The 25,231-nt window shown below is 50.5% G+C and carries 24 protein-coding genes and 1 other annotated feature; all 24 genes read left to right on the top strand.

The window, feature by feature from the left end; translation table 11 throughout:
- Positions 1-48 precede the first annotated feature (48 nt).
- Entirely contained in the window at positions 49-1,050 is a 1,002-nt protein-coding gene (gene hemB / locus ABEW73_RS16455; protein ID WP_430169686.1) for a porphobilinogen synthase, read from the top strand.
- 33 nt (positions 1,051-1,083) lie between these two features.
- Positions 1,084-2,379, top strand: coding sequence for a glutamate-1-semialdehyde 2,1-aminomutase (hemL, locus tag ABEW73_RS16460; protein WP_213647995.1), 1,296 nt, complete (start codon positions 1,084-1,086; stop codon positions 2,377-2,379).
- On the top strand, positions 2,376-3,284 hold the full coding sequence (locus tag ABEW73_RS16465; RefSeq protein ID WP_430169684.1) for an RluA family pseudouridine synthase: 909 nt from the start codon (positions 2,376-2,378) through the stop codon (positions 3,282-3,284). Before hemL ends, ABEW73_RS16465 begins: the two co-directional genes overlap by 4 nt.
- Positions 3,285-3,447: 163 nt before the next feature.
- Positions 3,448-4,809 carry a LysM peptidoglycan-binding domain-containing protein gene (locus tag ABEW73_RS16470; protein ID WP_430169682.1) on the top strand — a complete coding sequence of 454 codons (1,362 nt, stop codon included), beginning with the start codon at positions 3,448-3,450 and terminating at the stop codon, positions 4,807-4,809.
- 190 nt (positions 4,810-4,999) lie between these two features.
- Positions 5,000-5,299: a binding site (T-box leader), on the top strand.
- A gap of 112 nt (positions 5,300-5,411) precedes the next feature.
- Entirely contained in the window at positions 5,412-8,081 is a 2,670-nt protein-coding gene (locus ABEW73_RS16475) for a valine--tRNA ligase (protein WP_430169681.1), read from the top strand.
- Positions 8,082-8,115: 34 nt separating this feature from the next.
- The gene (locus tag ABEW73_RS16480) at positions 8,116-9,492 is read left to right on the top strand and encodes a bifunctional folylpolyglutamate synthase/dihydrofolate synthase (protein WP_430170016.1); all 1,377 of its coding nucleotides are present in this window, start codon (positions 8,116-8,118) and stop codon (positions 9,490-9,492) included.
- A 6-nt stretch (positions 9,493-9,498) separates the two neighbouring features.
- Positions 9,499-10,875, top strand: coding sequence for a UDP-N-acetylmuramate--L-alanine ligase (gene murC / locus ABEW73_RS16485; protein ID WP_430169680.1), 1,377 nt, complete (start codon positions 9,499-9,501; stop codon positions 10,873-10,875).
- Between the two features lie 213 nt (positions 10,876-11,088).
- Entirely contained in the window at positions 11,089-12,480 is a 1,392-nt protein-coding gene (locus ABEW73_RS16490; RefSeq protein ID WP_430169678.1) for an SPOR domain-containing protein, read from the top strand.
- Positions 12,481-12,607: 127 nt separating this feature from the next.
- Entirely contained in the window at positions 12,608-12,850 is a 243-nt protein-coding gene (locus tag ABEW73_RS16495; RefSeq protein ID WP_076323127.1) for a DUF4321 domain-containing protein, read from the top strand.
- 25 nt (positions 12,851-12,875) lie between these two features.
- Positions 12,876-13,487 (top strand): Maf family protein, encoded by a 612-nt coding sequence (locus ABEW73_RS16500; protein ID WP_430169676.1) that lies wholly within the window; start codon positions 12,876-12,878, stop codon positions 13,485-13,487.
- A gap of 85 nt (positions 13,488-13,572) precedes the next feature.
- Positions 13,573-14,262, top strand: a complete 690-nt coding sequence (gene radC / locus ABEW73_RS16505) for a RadC family protein (protein ID WP_009593994.1) — start codon at positions 13,573-13,575, stop codon at positions 14,260-14,262.
- A gap of 38 nt (positions 14,263-14,300) precedes the next feature.
- Positions 14,301-15,335 carry a rod shape-determining protein gene (locus ABEW73_RS16510; protein ID WP_430169674.1) on the top strand — a complete coding sequence of 345 codons (1,035 nt, stop codon included), beginning with the start codon at positions 14,301-14,303 and terminating at the stop codon, positions 15,333-15,335.
- 57 nt (positions 15,336-15,392) lie between these two features.
- A complete protein-coding gene (gene mreC / locus ABEW73_RS16515) occupies positions 15,393-16,268 on the top strand; it encodes a rod shape-determining protein MreC (protein WP_430169673.1) in 876 nt (291 codons plus the stop codon).
- Position 16,269: 1 nt separating this feature from the next.
- Positions 16,270-16,794 carry a rod shape-determining protein MreD gene (gene mreD / locus ABEW73_RS16520; protein ID WP_430169671.1) on the top strand — a complete coding sequence of 175 codons (525 nt, stop codon included), beginning with the start codon at positions 16,270-16,272 and terminating at the stop codon, positions 16,792-16,794.
- A gap of 83 nt (positions 16,795-16,877) precedes the next feature.
- On the top strand, positions 16,878-17,540 hold the full coding sequence (minC, locus tag ABEW73_RS16525) for a septum site-determining protein MinC (protein WP_430169669.1): 663 nt from the start codon (positions 16,878-16,880) through the stop codon (positions 17,538-17,540).
- 3 nt (positions 17,541-17,543) lie between these two features.
- A complete protein-coding gene (minD, locus tag ABEW73_RS16530) occupies positions 17,544-18,338 on the top strand; it encodes a septum site-determining protein MinD (protein ID WP_009594006.1) in 795 nt (264 codons plus the stop codon).
- A gap of 170 nt (positions 18,339-18,508) precedes the next feature.
- Complete coding sequence (locus tag ABEW73_RS16535; protein ID WP_430169667.1) at positions 18,509-19,417, top strand: peptidoglycan DD-metalloendopeptidase family protein; 909 nt, start codon at positions 18,509-18,511, stop codon at positions 19,415-19,417.
- Positions 19,410-20,273, top strand: a complete 864-nt coding sequence (locus ABEW73_RS16540; protein ID WP_430169666.1) for a M50 family metallopeptidase — start codon at positions 19,410-19,412, stop codon at positions 20,271-20,273. The genes ABEW73_RS16535 and ABEW73_RS16540 overlap by 8 nt, the downstream gene beginning before the upstream one ends.
- 118 nt (positions 20,274-20,391) lie before the next feature.
- Complete coding sequence (locus ABEW73_RS16545; protein WP_430169665.1) at positions 20,392-21,627, top strand: Rne/Rng family ribonuclease; 1,236 nt, start codon at positions 20,392-20,394, stop codon at positions 21,625-21,627.
- Between the two features lie 160 nt (positions 21,628-21,787).
- Entirely contained in the window at positions 21,788-22,099 is a 312-nt protein-coding gene (gene rplU / locus ABEW73_RS16550; protein ID WP_006208810.1) for a 50S ribosomal protein L21, read from the top strand.
- Between the two features lie 13 nt (positions 22,100-22,112).
- Positions 22,113-22,445 (top strand): ribosomal-processing cysteine protease Prp, encoded by a 333-nt coding sequence (locus tag ABEW73_RS16555; protein ID WP_098742552.1) that lies wholly within the window; start codon positions 22,113-22,115, stop codon positions 22,443-22,445.
- Positions 22,446-22,462: 17 nt separating this feature from the next.
- Positions 22,463-22,774: a 50S ribosomal protein L27 gene (rpmA, locus tag ABEW73_RS16560; RefSeq protein ID WP_015734021.1), complete on the top strand. Its 312-nt coding sequence runs from the start codon at positions 22,463-22,465 to the stop codon at positions 22,772-22,774.
- Between the two features lie 169 nt (positions 22,775-22,943).
- Positions 22,944-23,684 (top strand): Spo0B domain-containing protein, encoded by a 741-nt coding sequence (locus ABEW73_RS16565; protein ID WP_430169663.1) that lies wholly within the window; start codon positions 22,944-22,946, stop codon positions 23,682-23,684.
- A gap of 13 nt (positions 23,685-23,697) precedes the next feature.
- Positions 23,698-25,008, top strand: coding sequence for a GTPase ObgE (gene obgE / locus ABEW73_RS16570; protein ID WP_076323137.1), 1,311 nt, complete (start codon positions 23,698-23,700; stop codon positions 25,006-25,008).
- Positions 25,009-25,231: the final 223 nt, after the last annotated feature.

The following is a 25,231-nucleotide window of genomic DNA, read 5'->3' on the forward strand; positions in this document are numbered from 1 at the left end:
ATCATTTAAATCCATGATCAAAAATTACATCATCTGGAGGTATACGTCATGAGTTTTCCAATCGTACGTCATCGCCGGCTGCGTCAAAATGCCGGCATTCGCAGCATGGTTCGCGAGACCGTGCTTCATACGGAGGATCTGGTTCAGCCGATCTTCGTTACCTATGGCAGTGGTGTGAAATCCGAAATTTCCTCGATGCCGGGGGTCTATCATTTTTCGCTCGATACCTTGAAAGAGGAAGTAGACGAAATCGTAAGTCTAGGGATTCCTGCTGTGCTCCTGTTCGGAATTCCCGAGACCAAAGACAGCGTAGGCACATCCGGTTTTGCGGAGAACGGGATTGTTCAAGAGGCAACCCGTCTCATCAAGTCGTGGTATCCCGATCTTCTGGTGATTGCGGATACGTGCCTGTGCGAATTTACCGACCACGGTCACTGCGGTATGGTGCATACCTTTGAGCGTGATGGTCACACCTGCGGCGATGTATTAAACGACGAGTCGCTGGAGCTGCTCGTTCGTACAGCGGTTTCCCAAGTGAAGGCGGGAGCCGATATTATTGCACCTTCCAACATGATGGACGGTTTTGTCCAAGCTATTCGTTCCGGACTTGATGAAGCCGGATTTTATAATGTGCCGATTATGTCTTACTCGGTTAAGTATGCCTCAGCCTTTTATGGACCCTTCCGTGAAGCTGCCGATTCTGCTCCGCAGTTCGGGGACCGTAAAACCTATCAGATGGATCCGGCCAATGTGAGAGAGGCGCTTCGCGAGGCGGAGACGGACGTGCTGGAAGGCGCCGATATGCTGATGGTGAAACCAGCGATGGCCTACCTTGACGTTGTCAGATTGCTGAGAGACCAGTTTGATCTGCCGATAGTCGCTTATAACGTAAGTGGGGAATATTCCATGATTAAGGCGGCTGCTCAGCAGGGATGGATCAGTGAGCAGGCGATTGTGATGGAACTGCTGACGGGGATGAAGCGTGCCGGTGCAGACATTATCATTACGTATTTCTCGAAAGATGCAGCACGCTGGATGCGCAGCAAGTAACCATTAACGACTAAAGAGTTAGGAGTGCATAGGATGAGCCAAGATATGCGGAAAGAAGAATTATCGCGTTCTGCTTTTGAAGAAGCGAAGTTATATATTCCCGGCGGTGTCAACAGTCCGGTACGTGCGTTTAAATCTGTGGGACTTACACCGATTTATATCGATCGCGGAGAAGGCAGCCGCGTATATGATATCGATGGCAACAGCTTTATCGATTACGTAGGTTCTTGGGGACCGCTGATTATGGGCCACGCGCACCCTGAGGTTGTTGAAGCGCTTCAGGAGACCGCTGCGAAGGGGACCAGCTTTGGTGCGCCAACCTTGTTGGAAACGAAGATGGCGAAGCTCGTCTGCGAGCGCGTGCCATCGATGGAGGTTGTGCGAATGGTGAATTCCGGTACGGAAGCTACCATGAGCGCCATCCGGCTGGCACGCGGTTATACCGGGCGCAGCAAAATCATCAAATTCGAGGGCTCTTATCACGGTCACGCCGATAGCCTTCTGATCAAGGCGGGATCGGGCATCGCAACGCTTGGTCTTCCCGATAGTCCGGGTGTCCCTGAGAGCGTGGCTTCCAACACCATTGCCGTTCCTTATAACGACTTGGAATCGGTAGAGCTTGCTTTCGAGCGGTTCGGCGAAGAGATCGCCGCAGTCATTGTTGAGCCAGTGGCCGGCAACATGGGCGTGGTACCTCCACAACCAGGGTTCCTGGAAGGACTCCGCAAGGTCACTTCCGATTATGGTACAGTGCTTATTTTCGACGAGGTCATGACCGGGTTCCGCGTAGACCTGAACTGCGCGCAAGGACGTTATGGCGTTACGCCGGATCTGACATGCTTGGGCAAGGTGATCGGCGGCGGTTTGCCAGTCGGTGCTTATGGAGGCAAGCGTGAGCTGATGGATCAGATTGCACCGGCAGGGCCGATCTATCAAGCAGGAACGTTAAGTGGAAATCCGCTCGCCATGGCGGCCGGCTACACGACCCTGAAACTGTTGACGCCTGCTATCTATGAACAGCTGGAGGAGCGGGGAGCCCGCCTTCAGGCCGGATTTGAGCGTAACGCTCAGGAATTTGGGATCCCGCTTACGATCAACCGGATCGGGTCCATGGTATGTCCTTTCTTCACGAATACGCCGGTTGTCAATTTTGATACGGCCAAGACAAGTGATCTGGATCGATTCCGTCAATATTTTGCAGCGATGGTACAAGAGGGAGTCAGCGTACCTCCTTCCCAGTTCGAGGGCATGTTCATCTCGGGAGCGCATACGGTTGAAGATATCGATGCTACCATAGAAGCCAACTACAACGCCTTCAAGAGCCTATGAGTTACGGGGGCAACTGGAGCAAACGCGGCGAATGGCTGGAGATGACGCCGGGCAAGGCGCTGCTTAGTCAGGCGGATCGGAACGAGGCTGCTGCCAAGTGGCTTATGGAAACGGTCGGTATGCCCGAGAAGCTGTATCGCAAGCTTCGTCATGAACAAGGGATACAATGGAGAGGGGATCGGCTTCGGCTGGTCCTTTTTCCTTATCGGGATTACGGCATCGAACCGAGATGGCATGAGCTAGATGTATTGTACGAGGACGACTTCTGCCTGGTCGTGAACAAACCGGCCGGCATGGCAGTCCATCCGGACAACGAGAGCACGGAGACGACGCTGAATCATGTGGTAGCTGCATATTACGAAGCCGAAGGCATTCATACGGCAGTCCGGCATATTCATCGGCTGGATAAGGATACAACAGGTCCCGTACTGTACGCCAAGAATGAATATGCGCAGCTAAAACTTGACGAGGCTATGCGGGAGAAGAAGATCGTCCGGATTTATGCTGCTATCGTTCAGGGGAGGATCCCACAGGATCTGAAGAGAATCGATTTGCCGATAGGCAAAGACCGATATCACGCAAGCCGCCGGAGGGTTTCATTAACCGGGCAGGCTGCGATCACGCATATTCTCTCATCCGAAGTGTATCCGAAGGCCAGCCTGCTGCAAATTCGTCTGGAAACCGGCCGTACGCATCAGATCCGGGTGCATCTAAGTCATATGGGACATCCGCTTCTGGGAGATTCCTTATACGGAGGACGCGGCGCCTTTCCGCGCCAGGCGCTGCATGGCGAACGTCTGTTGTTTACGCATCCTCTCTCGGGCGAGAGTATTGAGGTGAAAGCGCCCTGGCCTCTGGATATGTTGGAGTTAAGAGAGCAAATCATAGAGTCAGCGGGCCGTTAAGAAAATTTGCAAGATCCTGAATGTGTCGGTAACTTTCACGCACAATTCGCAAAAAAGTCATGCTCTCCTATTTTCGGCATATAGATAAATTGAGTGGCAAAACTTAGGCTCATGCCGTGTTAACAGATCACGGATAGTATATGCCAAAAAGGAGGACATTCCCGTGTTTGACCAGTCCTACGGATTGCGGTTTGATATTTACGAGCGTATTAATTTAACGGAAGATTTGCCGGGAATCGATGAATTGGAAGAGGCGGAGTTGATCCCGCACATTCAGGTGATCAGTCAGCAGGACCAGGCCACGCTTCGGGGTCATCTGCTTCTTGCAGGCCTGTATAAAGGTGACACCGAAGCTGGAGAGACGGAGCCGCTCGAACACTGGATTCCGGTCGAAATCACGGTCCCGCTGAACCGGGTATCATCATTGGATGACATCGCGGTCGAAATCGAGAATTTCGACGTGGATTTGTTATCTAAGCGCAGCTTGAACATTACAGGGGTTCTGTCACTCAAAGGAATTCAGGCAGCGGCTCCCGGAGCCCGTGACCAAGTATGGGCCAATGAGGAATTCACAGTGGTACATGCTCCTGAAACGACAGATTATTCGAATGAGGAGCAGCAGTTCACAGCCAACCCGTATGACCAGTTTCAAGGCGGAGCTAACACTGACGAGAATTCGGCTTCACCTTCTTACGTCAACGAGGCTCAGCCCAGAGCCCAAGAGTCCGGGACGGATGCGCGCACACAGCAGTATCTGGCATCCTGGGCGCAGTACGAGAACCAAACTCGGGATTCACAGGCCTCGGACAGCACCATAAGCATCTCCGGTGCGACTGAAGCCCAGGATACGGTCGAATATGCCTTACATAGCGAGACGGAAGCTCAGGCAGCTGAGCCGTCGATTCCAAGTGTATGGCAATTCGAACGGGCTGCCTCCCAGCCGGATCCGGTGCAGGAAGATTCAGCAGCCGGTTTCCCTGGTGTCACTGAGCGTAAGGGCGAAGAAGTTGAAGTCGTACCGGTACTGGAATCACTGGAATCACTGGAAACGGAGGAAACCCAGGCTGTCTTTGCTGAGGAAGCAGTACCTTTGAAGGATATGGATGATATTGCGGAGGAGGTTGCCGTTAAAGCCGAAGAGGTTCCGACCAAGCCGGAGTTAAAGGTGGCCTTCAACACGAAGAACAGCAGCACAAACAGCACATCTGGTGTAGGCTTATCTTCATTGCTTCAATCGAGCAGAACGGTTCAGGATCAGGATCAAGCCGCTCGGGACGAGGAAGAAGAGACGGAGGAATTGGTTGATTCCGCATCGGCCGAGGATGAGGAGTGGAAGAGTCTGTTCCTGGGTAACCGCCGCGAGGAAACGCCGTTCCGCAAGGTCCGGATGTGCATTGTACAGCGTGAGGAGACACTCGACGTGATTGCCGAGCGTTATCAACTGACGCCGCGAGAGCTTTTGTTATATAATCGCATGTCCGAGCAGAATGTGGAAGAAGGACAGGTATTATACATTCCCCAGTAATCGGTGGGTGGAGCAATTGCGTAAGAAAAAGCAGGTCAAGGTAGGACATCCTTGGCCTGCTTTTTCAATGTTTAGATTTATTTAGATCGGCAGGTATGATGTCTAAATCGTTCGGAAACACTCGAAATATTGACTATATGCAACAACCACGGTATATTTGAATAGAATATGTACAGGTATTTCATATGCTAGAACAACGTTGAACGGGAAGAGTAGGAAGGTATGGCCTTCAGAGAGCGGAATTGCTATCAAGCGCTGTGAGATTCCGCAGGAACCAGCTTGCCGAAGTCACCCCGGAGTTGCGGACTTGAGATAGAGTAGGGATCGATTACTACCCTGGTTAGAGTTCGCCGGCCGCAGCCGTTATCTGCGTAAAGTGTCGTGCTTAATCGTAAGCCTTTCATGTTCTTCATGGGAGGACACGGTTGATGAATTATTATAAGCACGAAACAAAGGTGGTACCGCGAGAGAACAGTCTTTCGTCCTTTGAGGACGAAGGGCTTTTTTTGTTTCATGCTAAACATTGCTATTTACGGCCACGCCCGGAGGCTAAAACATTTCGGGTTGGCAAAACTGATTAACAGCATCGGAGGTACGAAAATATGGATCAAAAACAAAACCAATCCCAGTTAGAAATGCCGACGACGTATGATCCGAAGGCAGCTGAACAAAAATGGTATCCGTACTGGAATGAAGGCGGCTTCTTTGAAGCTGGCAAACGACCGGACGCGGAGCCGTACACGATTGTTATTCCTCCACCAAACGTTACGGGAATGCTTCATATCGGCCATGCCCTTGACTTTACGCTGCAGGATATCTTGATTCGCGTAAAGCGGATGCAGGGTTATGATGCGCTGTGGCTGCCGGGCTCTGACCATGCGGGCATCGCCACGCAAACCAAGGTTGAGCAGAAGCTTCGCGAAGAAGGCGTTACCCGATACGATCTGGGACGTGAAAAATTCCTCGAGAAAGTGTGGGAATGGAAGGATCTATATGCGAATACGATCCGTGACCAATGGTCCAAGATCGGCCTGTCCCTCGATTACTCCAGAGAACGTTTCACGCTCGACGAGGGGTTGTCGGAAGCGGTTCGGGAAGTATTCGTTAAGCTCTATGATAAAGGGCTCATATATCGCGGAAAACGCATCATCAACTGGGACCCGGCTGCCCGCACGGCTTTGTCCGATATTGAAGTGGAGTACAAAGAGGTCAACGGCCATTTGTATCACTTGCAATACCCGCTGAAAGACGGCAGCGGCTCCATTACCGTAGCAACCACCCGTCCGGAGACCATGCTTGGCGATACGGCGGTAGCCGTTCATCCGGAAGATGAACGCTATAAAGACATGATCGGCAAAACATTGGTCCTGCCGATTGTTGGCCGCGAGATTCCGGTTATTGCCGATGAGTACGTTGAGAAGGACTTCGGCAGCGGAGCGGTTAAAATTACGCCGGCGCATGATCCGAATGACTTCGAAATGGGTCAGAGACATGACCTGCCGCAAATTATCGTGATGGATGAATCGGGGACGATGAATGAGTTTGCCGGCAAGTACCAAGGTCTTGACCGGAGCGAATGCCGCAAGCAGATCGTAAACGACATGAAGGAATCGGGCGTATTGCTCCGCATCGAAGATCATGTCCATCAGGTTGGCCATAGCGAAAGATCCGGTGCGGTGGTTGAGCCTTATCTGTCGACGCAGTGGTTCGTTAAGATGCAGCCGCTTGCGGAAGCAGCCGTTGCTGCGCAAAAATCCGGTAAGGGCGTAAACTTCGTGCCTGACCGGTTCGAGCGAACCTACCTGCATTGGATGGAGAATGTTCGCGATTGGTGCATTTCCCGTCAATTGTGGTGGGGCCACCGGATTCCGGCCTGGTATTCCGAATCCACGGGCGAAGTGGTTGTTGCCATGAATGAAGAGGAAGCGCGCGCGAAGCTTGGCAAGGACGATCTGAGACAGGATGAGGATGTCCTGGATACCTGGTTCAGCTCCGCATTGTGGCCGTTCTCAACCATGGGCTGGCCGAATCTGGACAGCGAGGATTTCAAACGTTATTATCCGACAAGCGTTCTCGTAACGGGTTATGATATTATTCCGTTCTGGGTGTCGCGGATGATTTTCCAAGGGCTTGAATTTACGGATCAAATGCCGTTCAAAGATACGCTGATCCATGGTCTGGTCCGGGATAGCGAAGGCCGCAAGATGTCCAAGTCGCTCGGCAACGGTATCGACCCGCTTGAGGTTATTGAACAGTATGGCGCAGATGCCATGCGTTATATGATATCGACCGGCAGTACGCCAGGTCAGGATCTTCGTTTCCGCTGGGAACGCGTGGAACAAGCGCGTAACTTCGCGAACAAGATCTGGAATGCGTCGCGCTTTGCGCTTATGAACCTGGAGGGCTTCACGGCCGCGGATATCGACATTTCCGGCGAGCTGGGAACGGCCGACAAGTGGATTTTGCATCGTCTGAACGAAACTTCCCGCGACATTACGCGTCTAATTGATGCCTACGAATTTGGCGAAACCGGTCGACTGCTCTACAATTTCATCTGGGATGATCTGTGTGACTGGTATATCGAGTTTGCCAAGCTGTCCCTGTATGGCGAGGATCAAGCGGCCAAGAAAAAGACGCAGTCGGTGCTTGCCTATGTGCTTGACCGCACGATGCGTTTGATCCACCCGTTCATGCCGTTCATCTCCGAAGAGATCTGGCAGCATTTGCCGCATGAAGGCGAGACGGTGATGTTGGCTTCATGGCCGACCTATGATGAGGCGTTTGAGAATACGGAAGCTGTTACCGAAATGAACCTGCTGATGGATGTCATCCGCGCTGTACGTAACATCCGGGCGGAAGTAAACGTACCGATGAGCAAAAAAGTGGAACTGCAATTGAAGCCGGTAAGCGAGCAAATAGCCAGCATTATCGAACGCAATGCGGATTATATTTGCCGTTTCTGCAACACGTCGGAGTATCAGTCTTCCCTTGCGCTTGAGGCGCCGGATAAGGCGATGACCGCTGTGGTTACAGGTGTTGAAATGTATCTGCCGCTTGCCGGGTTGATCGATATCGCTCAGGAAATCACGCGTCTGGAGAAGGAAATTCAACACTTGAACAGCGAAGTCGAGCGTGTGGAGAAGAAGCTGAACAATCCTGGTTTCGTATCGAAAGCACCGGAAAAGGTGATTGAAGAAGAACGGGCGAAGCTTGTGGATTACTCGGACAAACGCAGTAAAGTGATCGCACGCATCGAAGAATTGAGAGGCTGAGGGCAAGATGAACTTGGACCAGAAGGTGAGAACGATGGTTGATCATTCGGCAGCAGCAGCTGTAGCTCCGTTCCATACCTATGAGGAAGCGGTAGCTTGGATCAATGGGCTGATTCCGTTTGGAATCCGCCCTGGCATGGATAGAATTCAGCGATTGATGGAGCTGCTCGACCATCCGGAACGGCGGTTGAAATTTATTCACGTGGCCGGAACGAATGGAAAAGGATCCACATGCGCTTTTTTAACAAAGGTTTTGCTTCAAGGGGGATTCACGGTTGGCACCTACACTTCTCCCTATATTACGAAGTTTACCAATCGGTTTCAGTATAACGGCGAGGACATACCGGAAGAAACGCTGCTGGCGCTCGCAAATCGCTTAGAACCGCTTGTAGCCGAAGTAGCGAGCTCCGGGCTTGGATCGCCCACGATGTTTGAGGTGTCCACCGCCCTTGCGATCCTGTATTATGCCGAGGTATCTTATCCGGATGTAGTGGTATGGGAGACGGGACTTGGCGGTCGCCTGGACGTGACCAATATCGTACATCCCATCATTTCGGTGATCACGAATATCGGAATGGACCATACCGACGTTCTGGGTGATACCATTCAGGAGATCGCCACGGAGAAGGCTGGTATTATCAAGCCTGGAGTCCCTGTGGTGAGTACGGTAACTCAACCTGAGGCTGTCGAAATTCTGAAACAAGCGGTAGAAAAAAACCGTACAAGTCTGTATCTCGTAGATGAACAATTCTCCTATGAGCGACTGCGCGGGGATGAAGAAAGCCAGACTTTCCGCTTTAAGGGCCCGTTCCGGGACATGGATCTGGACATCTCGATGCAAGGCGAGCACCAATGCGCCAATGCTGCGCTTGCTATGATGACGCTGGAAGTGCTTCGCCAGTACATGGCTTTTATCGTGGATGAAGAAGAATTACGTACAGGGTTTAAGGATACTTTCTGGGCGGGAAGACTGGAACAAGTACAGTCCTCCCCGCGTGTTGTTCTCGATGGTGCGCACAACCCCGAAGGGGCTGAAACCTTGGCCAAAAGCTTGCAGCAGATCTACAAGTATCGGAAACTGAACTTAATGATGGGAATGCTGGCAAATAAGCATCATGAATCGTATTTACAGCATATACTTCCAATAGTGGATACGCTTATCCTGACTGAACCGGATTTCCGGAAGAAACTGGACGCCAAGGCGCTTGGTGACATCGTAGAGCAGGTAAGGGAGAAATACGCCAAACATACACTGCAAATCATCATAGAACCAAATTGGAAAAACGCACTTGAAGAGTTGAAGTCACGGACGGAAGCGGAGGATCTTGGGGTGGTGTCGGGCACGTTGTACCTGATTGCCGACGTGCGTTCCAACCTCCTGGGCCTTTCCGATTCTGAAAAAGGTTGGTGATATCTGTTGAATACATTGGAACATGTTCATTTTATAGGAATTGGCGGATACGGGATGAGCGCCATTGCAAGAGTTATGCTGGAGATGGGTTATAAAGTCACGGGTTCTGACGTGGCATCGCAAGAATTGACAGAAAAGCTGGCGGCCAAGGGCGCCAAAATATACATTGGACATACCGCCGAGCAAGTCCAGGGCGCGGACCTTGTGGTTTACTCGACGGCTTTGTCCAAAGACAACGTGGAGCGGGTCGAAGCAGAGAAGCTGAACATTCCTGTCCTTCACCGTGCACAGATGCTGGCGCGTCTTTTGAACGAACGCAAAGGGGTCGCCGTAGCGGGTGCGCATGGTAAGACAACCACTTCATCCATGATCGCACTCGTGATGGAAGAATGCGGAGTCGATCCGACATTTATCATCGGCGGGGAAATCATGAACGTTGGCACGAATGCCAAAGCCGGTGAAGGCGAGCACGTGGTGGCCGAAGCCGACGAGAGCGACGGTTCATTCCTTCAGTATCACCCTTGGCTCGGCGTTGTTCTGAATATTGAGGCCGATCACCTGGAGAATTACGAAGGGGATTTCAATCGTCTCAAGGCAGCTTATGTACAATTCCTCAGCCAGATTAAGGCAGACGGGACGGCCGTGGTTTGCGCGGACGATAACAACATTCAGGCTATTTTGCCTGACCTCAAATGCAATGTGACTACCTACGGCATTCATGCGGATGCGGAGTATACTGCAACGAATCTGGTGCTCGGCGACCGTCACGTCAGCTTCACGATGCTTCATAACGGAATGGAGCTAGGCACCGTGGAACTATCCGTACCGGGTAAACACAATGTCTACAACGCAATGGCTACGGTGATATGCTGCTTGAAAGGCGGCATTTCGTTTGAAGCGATTGTAGAGGCCATTGTTAAGTTCAACGGCGCTAAGCGCCGCTTCCAGGTGCTGGGTGAAGCAGAAGGCATTCTGGTGATTGACGACTATGCGCATCATCCGACGGAGATCGAGGCTACGATCAGTGCTGCTAAAGCTACGGGCAAACGGATTATTGCCGTATTCCAGCCGCAGCGGTATTCGAGGACCTTTTTCCTTCTGGATGCGTTTAGCCGCGCGTTCGGAGAAGCCGATGAGGTGATCATCACCGATATTTATTCTCCTGCCGGCGAGAAGCAAATCGAGGGTATCAGTTCCGGTAAGCTGGTGGAGCTGATTGTCCAGAACAGCAATGCCGGTGCCCGCTATTTGCCTACCAAAGAAGATGTCCTGAGCGATCTCAAAGGTCGCGTAAAAGAAGGCGATCTGGTTCTGACGATGGGTGCGGGCGATATTTGGAAGGTCGGCGCTGCTTTAGCAGAGTCTATTAAAGGCAAGAAGTAAATGGATTGCGCGCTTGCTTTGCCGCTTCGCTGCAGTAGGGGATTGCATGGGCTTTTGTCTCCAAATGGAGGCAAAGCGAGCGGAATCGATAAGTATAACAGGCTGATCAAGAGGCTTTCTTGATCAGCCTGTTTGTTTTGTTTTTCGCACACTCATAAGTTGCCAAGCTTGATCATATAGCTAGGTGTAGAAGGACAAGTGAGGTGTGTGGATATGAATAAAGCACGGATGACGATTCGTTTTGATCACGATCCGCCGAAGGACAGTCATAAGGATCATATGCGTGAGGAACGGGATCCGTATCAAAAAGTTCCAGCAAGACGCAATGACCAAGTTGATGACCGCCATCTCATATTCGACGAGTTTGACACAACGGCGGCAGATCGGTTTACCGATGCGGGCACTTCGTTCGAACCTAGGGGAAGTATGCAGTATGATCATCTGCGCATCGTTCCGCCTCTCCGGGAGGAGGGGGAGACCCCGAATGTGAACGGTCAAGAGTGGAGAACCTCGCGTCATAACCGGTCCAGGGGCCGATTAGCTGAGGAAAGACGGCGTCTGGATCATATCGACGGCGGGTCGTTCGGTGACGGACCTGAACATACCGATACATATGACGATAGGCATGAGCGTGAGGAACTCTATGATCTTCATGATGACGTGTATCCCGGAAGAGTGGACCCCGAAGCGAACGACTCCAACTGGAATCTCGGGCCCGAGGCGGATCTATATGAGTCATCTGCTGATGACTACAGTTATTATCGCTCACGCAAACCTACCTCCTTCTGGAAAATGGCTTTGTCCGTGACAGCCGCTGTTGTTACGGGTTTGCTGTTTGGGTACATGGTGCTGTCTATGTTTAACGGCGGTAATGCAGGTGAGGATCCAACATCGGGACAGCTTGAAACAAATGATGCAGTTAATCAAGCATCGGCTGATATCTCTGGTGGAACGGGTGCATCCCTCGCACCTGATTTAACTGAATCGTCTGTTCACATTCCAGGTCAAATCTTTTATATGCTTCAGTATGGTGTGTTCAGCACGCCGGAACGGGCTGAGCAAGCGAAGGGGGAGCTGCTGCAGTCCGGTATTGCCGCCGGCGGAGATTCGGATGAGGAGAACCGAGTGTACGCGGGCATTTCACCAGACCGCGAGCAGGCCAAGCTGCTCAGCAATCAGCTTAAGGCCGAAGGCGTCGAATTATACGTAAGAGAAATCGCGCTCCCTAATATAGAGTCAGCTGTCTTTGCGGGCGAGGAGCAGACGCTGACGGATTATTTTACGATAAGCGGGCAGCTGGTATCGGAGTTGAGTACGCTATCGGCATCGCTGCTGGGGAAGCAGGAGGCGGTCGCGGTGGCGTCGGAGAATATGACTGCGATCACAAATTTGCACCAGCAGTGGACCCAATCGTTGAAGTTGCTGGCTGCCGGCTTGGGTCCGGAGACCGGGGCAGTGCTGCCGGCGATGGAGCAATCTATGAACAGTTCAATCACTGCGCTCTCCGAATATAACAAAAATCAATCCAAGGGGCATTTGTGGGAGATTCAAACGGGCATGATGAACTATGTCATGGGCCAAAAGAAACTCCTGGATGGCCTATAAATTCAAATTTACGTCAAATCCGGCTTGGAACTGGAAATAGTTCCCCCTGCCGGATTTCTGTTTGTATTGCTTATCGATTCACCGTATAATAATTAGGGTGTCAAAATATGGCGAGGGAAGAGGATGCATGAAGAAAAACAAAGGAATGCTCATCTTGTTTTTGCTGCTGGGGTGGCTAACGGGAACATGGCTTGCTAAGGCGCTTCAGCCTGTCAAAGCTTTGTCGTTTTTAACGTCTACTACACCGATTAAGTGGTCGCCTCGCGCTGATTTTGACATTATTCGTTATGATATTAACCTTGAACTTAACTTTTGCCTGCTCAGTCTGCTTGGCATTATAGCAGCGCTTTGGTTATACCGCAGGCTCTAAGACATGACAAAGGAGATTATCCCCCTTGAATGAGAAGAGAAACCGCCGTATCATATTGGCCTCAACCTCTCCTCGGCGTCAGGAATTGATTGCCTCCCTTCGTATCCCATTCGAGATTATGCCTAGTGAAGCTGATGAGAACACCCCGCAAGGGTGGTCGCCAGAGCGAATTGTGGAGTCACTGGCACTACGTAAAGCGGAAGCGGTTCTCCGAAAGCTGACGGATGATCCGGGAGATGGTATCATTGTGGGAAGCGACACGATTGTAGTTGTCGATGATCATGTTCTCGGGAAACCGGAGGATCATGCTGACGCGGCAAGGATGTTGTCCATGCTTCAAGGACGGGCTCACCTCGTGTACACGGGCGTGGCTTGTGTTGACCGGGAATCTGGTCGTACAAAGGTTGCCCACCGTGTGACAACCGTAAAGATGAAATCGTTAAGTGATGATGCGATCGCGGCTTATGTAAAGAGCGGGGAACCTGCTGACAAAGCAGGCTCGTATGCGATTCAGGGCTTGGGTGCAACCATCGTGGAAGGAATCGAAGGCGACTATTTTAACGTTGTCGGCCTGCCGCTTTCTCTGCTGTCGGACATGCTGTCTGAAATGGGGATGGATGTACTCACCGATTCATAGATATAGAACAACGGCATGCGAAATGTAGGGGAGTCCTGAAGTTTCGGTGACCTGCTGATTTAAATCTTAGAAAAGAGGGGAATATATGGAGTCGCCAACGCTATTGCTGCGCGACATCCCCCATGATGAACGACCTAGAGAGCGCATGATGCAATATGGGGCGAGCGCTTTAAGCCATGCAGAATTGCTGGCGATATTGCTTCGGACCGGAACCCGCCAGGAATCTGCCGTACATATAGCCCAGCGGCTGCTGGGTGAAGCAGGCGGCATCCGGCAGCTTGTTGATCTTAGCATTGAGGAAATTACGCAAATCAAAGGAATTGGAACCGCTAAGGCTGTTCAGCTGAAGGCTGGCATAGAGCTTGGACGGCGCTTAGCCGCATCGAGACATGTAGAGCCAGTTATTATTCGCAGTCCGCATGACGCGGCAGAACTGCTCAGTGAACAGATGCGCTATTTACAGAAAGAGCATTTTGTCTGTGTATTTTTAAATACGAAAAATCATGTCATTGCCCAGGAAACGTTATCGATGGGAAGCCTTAATGCTTCCATCGTTCATCCCCGCGAGGTGTTCAGAGCGGCCATCAAATGCAGCAGTGCATCCCTGGTGTGCGCGCATAACCATCCTAGCGGAGATCCGACGCCCAGCCCGGAAGACATATCGCTGACTGCCCGCTTAGTAGAGGCAGGACAGATTGTCGGGATCGACGTGCTGGATCATCTGATCATTGGGGACGGATCGTTTGTAAGTTTGAAGGAACGGGGCTTGATGTAATATAATAGTTCAGATTGACGAAGAAAGGGAGATACATCATGTTAGGTGGTTTTACGAAAGATTTGGGAATCGATTTGGGGACGGCAAATACGCTGGTTTATGTTCGTGGGAAAGGGATTGTCGTAAGAGAGCCTTCCGTGGTTGCTCTGCGTACAGATACGAAGAGCATTGAAGCCGTCGGAGAATCGGCTAAGAAAATGATTGGACGCACACCAGGCAATATTCGTGCGATTCGTCCGATGAAAGACGGCGTCATCGCTGATTTTGATACAACAGCTACGATGATTAAATACTTTATTCGTCAAGCGCAGAAGCAGCGCTCCATATTCCCGCGTCATCCGAACGTGATGGTATGTGTACCTTCCGGCATTACGGCGGTCGAGCAGCGTGCGGTTGAAGATGCGACCAAGCAAGCGGGTGCACGTGAAGCTTACACGATCGAAGAACCTTTTGCAGCTGCAATCGGTGCAGATTTGCCTGTGTGGGAACCAACAGGCAGCATGGTCGTTGATATCGGTGGAGGTACGACCGAGGTGGCGGTCATTTCCCTTGGCGGTATCGTAACCAGCCGCTCTGTACGCGTTGCAGGCGATGAGATGGATGAGTCTATTATTTCCTATATCAAACGCCAATATAACTTGATGATTGGTGAGCGCACATCCGAGCTGCTCAAGATGGAAGTCGGTTCTGCCATGCCGCTGGAGACCGTGGAAACGATGGAAATTCGCGGCCGTGACTTGGTGACGGGTCTGCCGAAGACGATTACCATTACTTCGGATGAGATTAGCGAAGCGTTGGCAGATACCATTAATGCGATTGTTGAAGCTGTTAAGGTTACGCTTGAGAAATGTCCTCCGGAGCTTGCTGCGGATATTATGGACCGGGGCATCGTGCTTACGGGAGGCGGCGCATTGCTTCGCAACCTGGACAAGCTGCTCGCCGAAGAGACCGGCATGCCGGTGATCGTTGCAGAGAATCCGCTGGATTGCGTAGCCATTGGCACAGGTAAAGCGCTCGAGAACATTCATTTGTTTAAATCCCGGAGCAGCTCTGCCGTCCGTTCCAGACGGTAGACATCTGAAGATAAGTGTAAACCCCTAATGTTGGGAGAGAAAACAGTAAGTTAGAGGGTGTTGCAACTGTTTAAGCTGCTAGGTAATAAGCGTTTGTTTATTATGCTCATCGGGCTGGTAGCGTTTATCGCTATTATGGGGTTTACGCTCGGCCCGAGAGCTTCTTTATCTTGGCCTGAAAAATTTGTCAAAGATACGGTCGGTTTTGTGCAAAGTGTGTTTTATAAGCCCGCTGCCTATATAGCGGGTTTCTTTGAAGATGTACGGAACATGAAGGAGATCTATGAAGAGAACGAGGAGCTGCGTAGAGCCGTAGCCCAATATTCTCGGGAGAGTGCGAATTACAATAACATGAAAGCTAATTTCGAAGCGCTGACGGATCAACTTAATTTTACAGAGAACCAGAAAAATCGTGACAAATATGAGTATCGTACTGCCCAGGTGCTTAGCGTCAACTCGGATCCGAATAACCGGACACTTGTCGTCGATCTGGGCGAGCGCGATGGGGTTCGCCCCAATATGTCGGTCACGACAGTGGACGGCATGGTCGGCATCATTAGCAGCGTAAGCAATTTCACCTCAACGGTGAAGCTGTTGACAACGATGGACGCCCAGGATCCGAATCCGCAGCCGATTTCGGTAACGGCCATCGGGAAAGAGGATAAAACGTTTGGCGTGGTTGAGAGCTATGATGAGAAGACCAACACGCTGCTCATGACGCGGATTACGGAAGATGATCCGATCAAGAAAGGCGATAAAATCATTTCATCCGGTGCCGGTGGCGTTATACCACAAGGCTTGATCATTGGTAAGGTGAAAAGTGTTCAGGTAAGCCAATATGGCCAGAGCAGAACGGCTACGATCGAACCAGCGGCCAAGTTTGATGATTGGAAGTATCTGATCATCGTCTTTACGCCTGAGGAGCCGGAATAAGATGGCACGTAAACAGATTCTGGTCCTGTTGCTGTTCGTGCTGTTTATCCTGCAGGGCACGGTGGTTTTCTGGTTAACGCCAAGCTCGCTGCAGCTTCAGATTTATCCTAATTTTGTATTGGTCTGTTTGTTTTTTGTATCGATTTATTATCATCGCCATACGGGGCTGGTGCTCGGACTCCTATTCGGCATGCTTCACGATATCGTGTATTACGGCGAGATGATTGGCACTTATTCATTTGCTATGGGCGTATCCGTGTATCTGGTGGGACTTGTCTTCAAGTCCCCGCGGGCGCCGCTGCCCGTGATGATGACCGTTGTCATTCTGGGGAGCTTGTTGTTTGACAGTACGCTTTTTGGCATATATAAGGTGTTTCGACTCAATCCGACTTCTTATAATTGGTCACTGCTTCATCATATGCTACCCAATCTCCTTGTTCATTTTGCCTTTGCTCTGGCGATTTACGTTCCTCTTCGCAAGCAGATTGAGTTGGTTACGAAGAATCAGAGAAGGAAGGCATCCTGAACCCTCCATTATGACATTTTACTAGACTAGCAGGAACTTGAAGGTTTGAGCGCGAAATGTATAGGGATGGGAGGGACAGGCTTATGGCTGTAAAATCCAATCATGTAACGATTAAGGGCATCAAAGATGGCCTGGTATTCCTGCTTGATGACCAGTGTGAGCTGGAGGAGCTGCTCGGCGAGCTGCGCTATAAGCTGGAGCACAGTCATCAGAATATTTTGACCGGACCTATCATTCATGTGGATGTGAAGCTGGGTTCCCGGAAAATTTCCGAAGAAGAGAAGCAGACGATTCTTGACATATTGAAGCAAAAGGGCAACCTGCTAATACGTAATGTGGAGTCGCCGCCGCTTGAGTCCGAGCTCATTCCAGAGGAGAAGCTTAAGCTTAAGACGGGAATGGTGCGTTCCGGACAGGTGCTGCATCATGACGGTGATCTCTTGTTCCTCGGCGATGTGAATCCCGGCGGGACCATAACGTGTACCGGTGATATTTACATATTGGGAGCTCTGCGTGGAACCGCTCACGCCGGTGTAGAGGGCAACGAGGAAGCGATTATAGCGGCTTCGTATTTTGCTCCTACTCAGCTCCGTATCTCCCAGATGATCAGCAGACCGCCGGATGAATGGGAGACGCGGGAAACGGTCATGGAGTTTGCGTATTTGAAGGACGGAAGCATGGAGATCGATAAGATCAGCAACATCTCACGTTTGGGTCGGGATTTTAATGTGTTTAAAGGGGTGTAGAACATGGGAGAGGCAATCGTCGTAACTTCAGGTAAAGGCGGAGTCGGTAAAACGACGACATCGGCGAACATCGGCACAGCTTTGGCACTGCTCGGTAAAAAAGTGTGTCTGGTTGATACGGACATCGGTCTTCGTAATTTGGATGTCGTGATGGGCCTGGAAAACCGGATCATATACGATTTGTGCGACGTTGCAGAAGGGCGATGCCGACTTAACCAGGCGCTAATCAAGGATAAGCGCTTTGATGAGCTGTATATGCTTCCTGCAGCCCAGACCAAAGACAAGAATGCCGTTTCTCCGGAGCAGGTGAAAGATATCGTACTTGAATTGAAAAAGGAATTCGAATACGTCATTATCGATTGTCCGGCTGGAATCGAGCAAGGATTTAAGAATGCCATTGCCGGTGCAGATAAAGCGATTGTGGTTACAACACCCGAGAATGCGGCCGTGCGGGACGCGGATCGGATTATCGGCCTGCTGGAGAGCTCGCATGTCGAGTCTCCGAAGCTTGTGGTGAACCGGATTCGCCCGAACATGGTGAAATCTGGCGACATGCTGGAGATTGAAGATGTGCTGCAGGTGCTGAATATTGATCTGATCGGTATCGTGCCGGATGATGAAATGGTCATTAAAGCGGCCAACATCGGGGAGCCTACGGTGATGAATCCGGACTCCCAGGCAGCCATCGCCTATAGAAACATCGCCCGGCGTATCCTGGGTGACACCGTTCCTCTGATGCAAATTCATCAGAAAAAAGGAATGTTCACCAAATTCAAAAAGTTTTTTGGAATGGGTTAAGGGCTTTTAACACGAACCGGTGCCGGAAGGCATCGGTTTTTTTGTTTGCTTCATCAACGCTGTTTTGATCTGCATACATTCTGCTAGCCTCTTCAACAGGGCTTGTTCTAAATATCTTTCATCTCCTCATAGGATAGAGTAAGAAAACAAGCCCCAAGGGGGAAAGAACAATGGACATCAAAACTTCAGTCAAGAACCGAAGAGAAGCCCGCATTCGCGAGCTGCTGGAAGGGGAACAGTCGCCGGCGCCGCATGATAAGTCGTCATGGACGCCCGTTTCCGAGAGAAAACCTGCCAATCTTAATCTTGACAAGACAGGCTTTATGCAGGATCACAGAGCGAACCCTTCCCCGCGTTTCGCAGAGAGTGAACCTGATCCTGAGCGGCTTTGGAAGCAAGGGCACCGTGGTTGGCATGGTACGCTGGATCCCGGTGATCCAGGAGAACCGCCAAGAAAAGCTTCATTCTTGTCGGGCTTGGCACGCCGCATAATCGTCAGCGCGCTGGTGTTTGGATTGGCATGGGGGGTATTTTCGTTTCAGCAGCCGTGGGCTCTTCGTACGCAAGCTTTTATTGTTGAGGGACTGAGCCATGAGATGGATTTCCAGGCAGCCCAGGTATGGTACGAGGAGCACTTTGGAAGCGCGCCTTCCTTTATTCCGATTTTTGGACAAACTGATGAGCACTCGACGAAGGTCAATGCCGGGACTTCTTTAGTTTCTCCGCTTTCCGGAAAGGTGGTCCAATCCTTTGCCGTGGATCTTAAAGGCATCGTTTTGGAAGCCGGAGGGGGTTCTTTAGCAGACCGAGCGGTTAAAAGTATAGAGACCGGACGCGTGCTTGAGGTCAAAGAACATCCTGAGAATGGGATCACCATTCTCATACAGCATACAGGACAGAGAACGGCGATATACAGCAGGCTGGCAGAAACGGGACTTAAGGTAAACGATTGGGTCCAAGGTGGAGATATTATCGGCACGTTGGCGTCTTCAGGCACAGGCAGCCCGCCCGCCCTTTATTTCGAACTGAAAGAGGGGAATCGTGGTGTCGATCCGGCGGAAGTGATTCCGTTTGATTAAGTTTAAGGGAACGGTATTGTCGCTGCATCCTCTCTTTGTTATTGTCATGCTGGCCTCTGTATTCACCGGTCGCTTTTTAGAATTGCTGACCCTGTTTATTATCGTGTTTATTCATGAATTGGGACACGCCGCCGCAGCGGCAGCGATGGGGTTCAAGGTACGAGCCATTCAGATGCTGCCGTTCGGCGGCGTTGCTGTCATTGAAGATGACGGCAGGATGACCGCGATGAAGGAGATAATAATTGCGCTTGCGGGTCCGCTGCAAAATGTCATCATGATTGGAATTACCCTGGTGTGCAGATGGGCGGGGTGGGGAGATGAGCAGCTGTTATCTTATATCATTCAGGGGAATCTCATCATTGCGCTGTTTAACCTTCTCCCGATACTGCCGCTGGACGGCGGCAAAGTGCTGCAGGCTCTCATGAGCCTGCTCGCCCCATATCATGCAACCTTGCTGTGGGCTTCCCGCGCTGGCATTTTGTGCAGCTTGATCATGATAGGATATGGCTTGCAGCCATTATTCGCAGGCGGCGGTATCCGTTTAAATGTGCTGATGATCGGTCTCTTTTTAGCGTATTCCAATTTTGAAGACTATCGGAATGTGCATTACCGGTTCTTACGATTTTTGGTTAATCGGAGCGAGATTTATGAACGGAATTTGGATGGACTCGGTCCTGCCCAGCCAATCGTTGCAGATTCTTCGAAACCTTTGGATGATATCATGCGTCTATTTAAACGAGAGAAGTATCATCTGATTTATGTCATGAGCGGACGAGGCAGCCTGCTTGCCGTCGTTCCGGAGCAGCATGTGATCTCTTCTTATTTTGCATCAAATGGTCCGCCCTGGTATGCGTAAATCGTAAACACCATGAGGAAGACGCAGGGCGGGCCATGATTCTTTATCCATTCATATCATCTGAGATTGTGTTAGGATAAAAAAATAGAATATCGTCTTCCATTTGAGGGGTGAAGCCATGAGGCAAATGATAGTTCATTGTGAACATGAGACCATTCAGATGGCCCTCATCGAAGATGGGAGGTTAGCAGAATTCGCCGTTGAGCGGAGTCGTGAGGAAAGTGTAGTCGGTAGTTTTTATAAGGGCAGGGTCGTTAATGTGCTGCCGGGGATGCAGGCGGCTTTTGTAGATATCGGGCTGAAGAAGAATGCATTTCTATATATTGATGATGTGCTCCATCCTCATTTAGAGAAGCAGCCCAAGCAGAAGCCGTCAATATCGGAGCTGCTAACAGTAGGCCAGGAATTGATTGTGCAGGTGATGAAGGAACCGAGAGGTGGCAAGGGGGCGCGGGTCACTACCCATTTCTCGCTTCCCGGTAGATGCATGGTGTACATGCCTACTGCGGATTATGTTGCCGTCTCCAAGAAAATTGGACGTGATGCGGAAAGAGCAAGGCTGAAGAGTATCGGCGATCAGCTCCGCACAGACGAAGAGGGGATCATTATCCGCACGGTATCGGAGGACGAGCCTCTAGAATTCCTTAAGGGAGATCTTGAATATCTGCGAAAAGAGTGGGCGCGAATTCTCGACAAGGGCGAATCTTCTCCTGCTCCGACGCTTCTTCATCGTGATTTAGGTATGCTGCAGCGTTTTCTCCGCGATGCTTTTGATCCGCTTCATGACGAACTTGTGATCGACAGCAAGCTTAAAGGCGAGGAAACCAAGAGCTATTTGAAGGAAACCGTTCCTGGGATAGAGCCTAAGGTTACATATTACTCGGAAGGAAGTCCGATTTTTCAAGCTTACGGGCTGGACGAGCAGATGAGAGCCGGCTTTGCAAGGAAAATCACGCTTCCCGAGGGTGTGACCATCGTTGTAGATCAGACGGAGGCCATGACCATCATGGATGTGAATACAGCCAAATATATCGGTGGCGATAATTTCGAGGAAACGGTACTGAAGACAAATCTTATGGCGGCGCAGCAGATTGCAAGAATCCTGCGGCTCTGGGATATCGGAGGCATTATCATCGTTGATTTTATCGATATGGATCGTGAAGAGCATCGGGAGCAGGTTGTTTCAGCCATGGAGGCTGTGATGCGCAAGGACCGCACCAAGAGTTTTGTGGTGGGTTGGACCAAGCTGGGACTGCTGGAAATGACCCGCAAAAAAGCCAGAGAAAGCTCTTCGCTCCCATTTGCCAAGCCCTGCGGAGCTTGTGGGGGCAGAGGCGTGATTATCGAACAATGATGTTGACGGTGAACATGGGATATGATATTATCATTGGGTATGTGTCTAGTATGAATTGCTGCACATGCTGTAACCGCTCCGGTTGGGTTAGCAAGGACGTTTCTACTTAGGACGGACACCTTAAACTAGGCGAGTCTGAGACATAGGGAGGTGCAAGCAAATGTACGCTATTATCGAAACAGGTGGTAAACAATACAAAGTTCAAGAGGGCGACGTATTGTTCATCGAGAAGCTGACTGCAGGTGACGGCGAGAGCGTGACTTTCGACCGTGTACTGGCCGTATCCAAAGAGGACGGTTTGGTAGCAGGTACGCCGGTTGTTTCCGGTGCGACTGTAACTGCAAAGGTAGAGAAGCACGGTAAAGGCCGTAAGGTCGTTGTATACAAATACAAGCCGAAGAAGAACTACCACAAGAAGCAAGGTCATCGTCAACCTTACACTAAAGTAACCATCGAGAAAATCCAAGCGTAAGTAGGTGCGGTAATTGATTACTGTACAAGTACTGCGCGGGGGAGATGGACGGATCCATAGCTTCAAGGTAACGGGGCACGCGGGATATGCCAATCCTGGAGAAGATATTGTATGTGCTGGAGTTTCCAGCATTACAGTGGGAACGGTCAATTCCATTGAAGTGTTAACCGGAACTGTTATGGAGACCCGGATGAAGGGCGGCTTTCTTAGCGCGAATCTTCCGCCGACGGCAGACGATTCCGTTTCGGGACAAGTTCAACTGCTTCTCGAATCCATGGTTGTTATGTTACAGGGAATTGCCGATTCATACGGCAAGTATATAAGAATACAAGAATTGACTACTTGAAGAAGGAGGTAGACAACATGTTGAAATTGGATCTTCAGTTATTCGCATCGAAAAAAGGTGTAGGTTCCACAAAGAACGGTCGCGATAGCGAATCGAAACGTCTTGGTGTGAAACGTGCAGACGGTCAAGCAGTGACTGGCGGCAGCATCTTGGTTCGCCAACGCGGAACGAAAATTCATCCAGGCACGAACGTAGGTATCGGTAAAGATGATACTTTGTTTGCGAAAGTTGACGGCGTTGTGAAATTTGAACGTTGGGGTCGTGATCGCAAGAAAGTGAGCGTCTACCCGGTTGATGTCGCTCCAGTAGCGGCTGCAGTAGAAGCTTAATCGTTTCTTATGCTGCATACAGAAGAAGCCTTTCGGCATCGTTGCCGGGGCTTCTTTTTTTGTAAATTGCGCAAAGATCATCATCCAGGGGATGAACCGTCCTGAAGGTCTATGATATACTGGGATTTGGTGAATGTAACCAATTGCTGTTGAAAGACGAGGAGAAGCGATGAAATCCTGGAAATGGATAGCAGCTGGGGCGGGGTTAACCTCCGTAATACCCGTAGCATGGATGGTATGGAAACCGACTTTGGCTGCAGGAGCAGTGTTGACGGTTTGGGCTGTCGCTGCGTCTGCCTGCGGTGCATGGCTTGTCCGAAAATCGGACGAGCGCAGACAGCAAGCCATCATTCGGAACATGGAGCAGACGGCGATTCAGATGCTGAATCACCATCGTCATGATTGGATGAATGAGCTTCAAATTTTGTACGGCTACATTCAACTTGGAAAGCTTGATAAAACAGTGGGTTCTGTGGAAAGAATAAAGGACAGGATGGCGACGGAGAGCAGAATCTCTAAGTTAGGCATTCCTTCGCTGGTTTTTTATTTACATTCATACCGTACGTACAGCAACAATCTGCAGCTCGACGTTGAAGTTGTGGACCAGGTACAACTGGAAGACAAAGTATCGCCACAAACGGCGGAGTCTTTTACCGAAGCAATCATTCAAACGGTGAGAGCCTTTCAATTGAGCGGAAAAGCGTCCTGGGGAGATACCCGGCAATTAACATTAACATTTATGCAGAAAGAACAAGAGCTGATGGTATGGGCACAAGGAGAAGGATCCTTTGGAGACCCGGACAGCTTGAAGCTTCAGATTGAACAATCCGTAAAAGGCGAAGGCATTCGGGTGGAGCAGACGGAGCCGGGGGAGACCTCGTATCGTTTGTATTTGCCGTTTGTGACTTGAGGAAGGTGATTTCATGTTTGTAGATAAGGCAAAAGTATATGTAAAAGGCGGAGACGGCGGAGATGGTCTCATTGCGTTCCGTCGAGAGAAATACGTTCCTGAAGGCGGACCTGCCGGCGGTGACGGCGGTAAGGGCGGCGACGTGATTTTCCGGGTGGACGAAGGACTGCGCACGTTGATGGATTTCCGTTACCAGAAGCATTTCAAGGCCAAGCGCGGAGAAAAAGGCCGCAATAAAAGTCAGCATGGCGCCAATGCGGATAGCATGATTGTCCGTATCCCACCGGGTACCATCTTAATGGATGATGATACCGGTGAGGTGATTGGCGATTTGACCCGGCACGGTCAACAGGTTGTTGTTGCCAGAGGAGGCCGTGGAGGGCGTGGAAATATCCGCTTTGCTACGCCGAACAATCCGGCGCCTGAACTTGCCGAGAACGGTGAGGAAGGCGAAGAGCGTTACGTAACCCTGGAACTTAAAGTGATGGCTGATGTGGGTCTCGTCGGGTTCCCTAGCGTAGGCAAATCCACCTTGTTATCCGTTGTATCTGCGGCTCAGCCGAAGATCGGCGCATACCACTTTACAACCATAACACCGAATTTGGGAATGGTTGAGGTTGGAGACGGTCGCAATTTCGTAATGGCTGACTTGCCTGGTCTGATTGAGGGTGCTCATGAAGGCGTGGGACTTGGTCACGAATTCCTCCGGCACGTGGAAAGAACACGCGTCATTATCCATGTTGTGGATATGGCAGGCACGGAAGGAAGGGATCCGTTTGAGGACTGGGAAAAAATCAATGATGAAATTAGGCTTTACAACCCGGTTCTGGTCGATCGGCCGCAAATCGTAGCCGCTAATAAAATGGATATGCCGGAGGCGGAAGAGTATTTGGCAGCCTTCAAAGAGAAGGTGAAGGAGATCCGTCCGGACATCGAGGTCATGCCGATTTCCTCGCTGACTCGACAGGGTATTCAGGAACTTCTTTATCGCACGATCGATGTACTCGAAAGCATTCCGGATGAGCCGGCGATTGAAGAAGTATCCGAGGTTTCCGAGCGTAAGGTGTATAAATTCAAAGCGCAAAACGACAACTCCTTCACCGTCACTAGGGATAATGAGATGTATGTGGTGCATAGCGAACGAATTGAGCGGATGCTGAAACGGATGCAGATGAATTCACATGATGCCATTCTGAAACTTGCAAGAACGATGCGTCATATGGGCGTTGATGAAGAGCTCCGGAAACGGGGCGCGACAGAAGGCACCATTGTACGGATTGGCGATTTCGAATTCGAATTTGTTGAAGGCAGCAGCTACTATTAATGCATGACAAATACGTTTTGAAGAAAAATACCGCAAGGTCTGTGTAACAGCAGGCTTGGCGGTATTTTTTTTATGAATGAAGTTGTATCTGCGTGAATCGATAACACGTAAACATGCGCAGTGATTTATGGTATCTGCTGTGAAAATGTTCCGCTATGCCTTTTTCCATTTAGCTTTCCAAATTTTGCATCCACATATCGGGTAAATCGTATACAATAGTAGT

The sequence above is a fragment of the Paenibacillus lautus genome (genome assembly GCF_050482385.1).
Taxonomy (GTDB): Bacteria; Bacillota; Bacilli; order Paenibacillales; family Paenibacillaceae; genus Paenibacillus_AQ; species Paenibacillus_AQ lautus_B.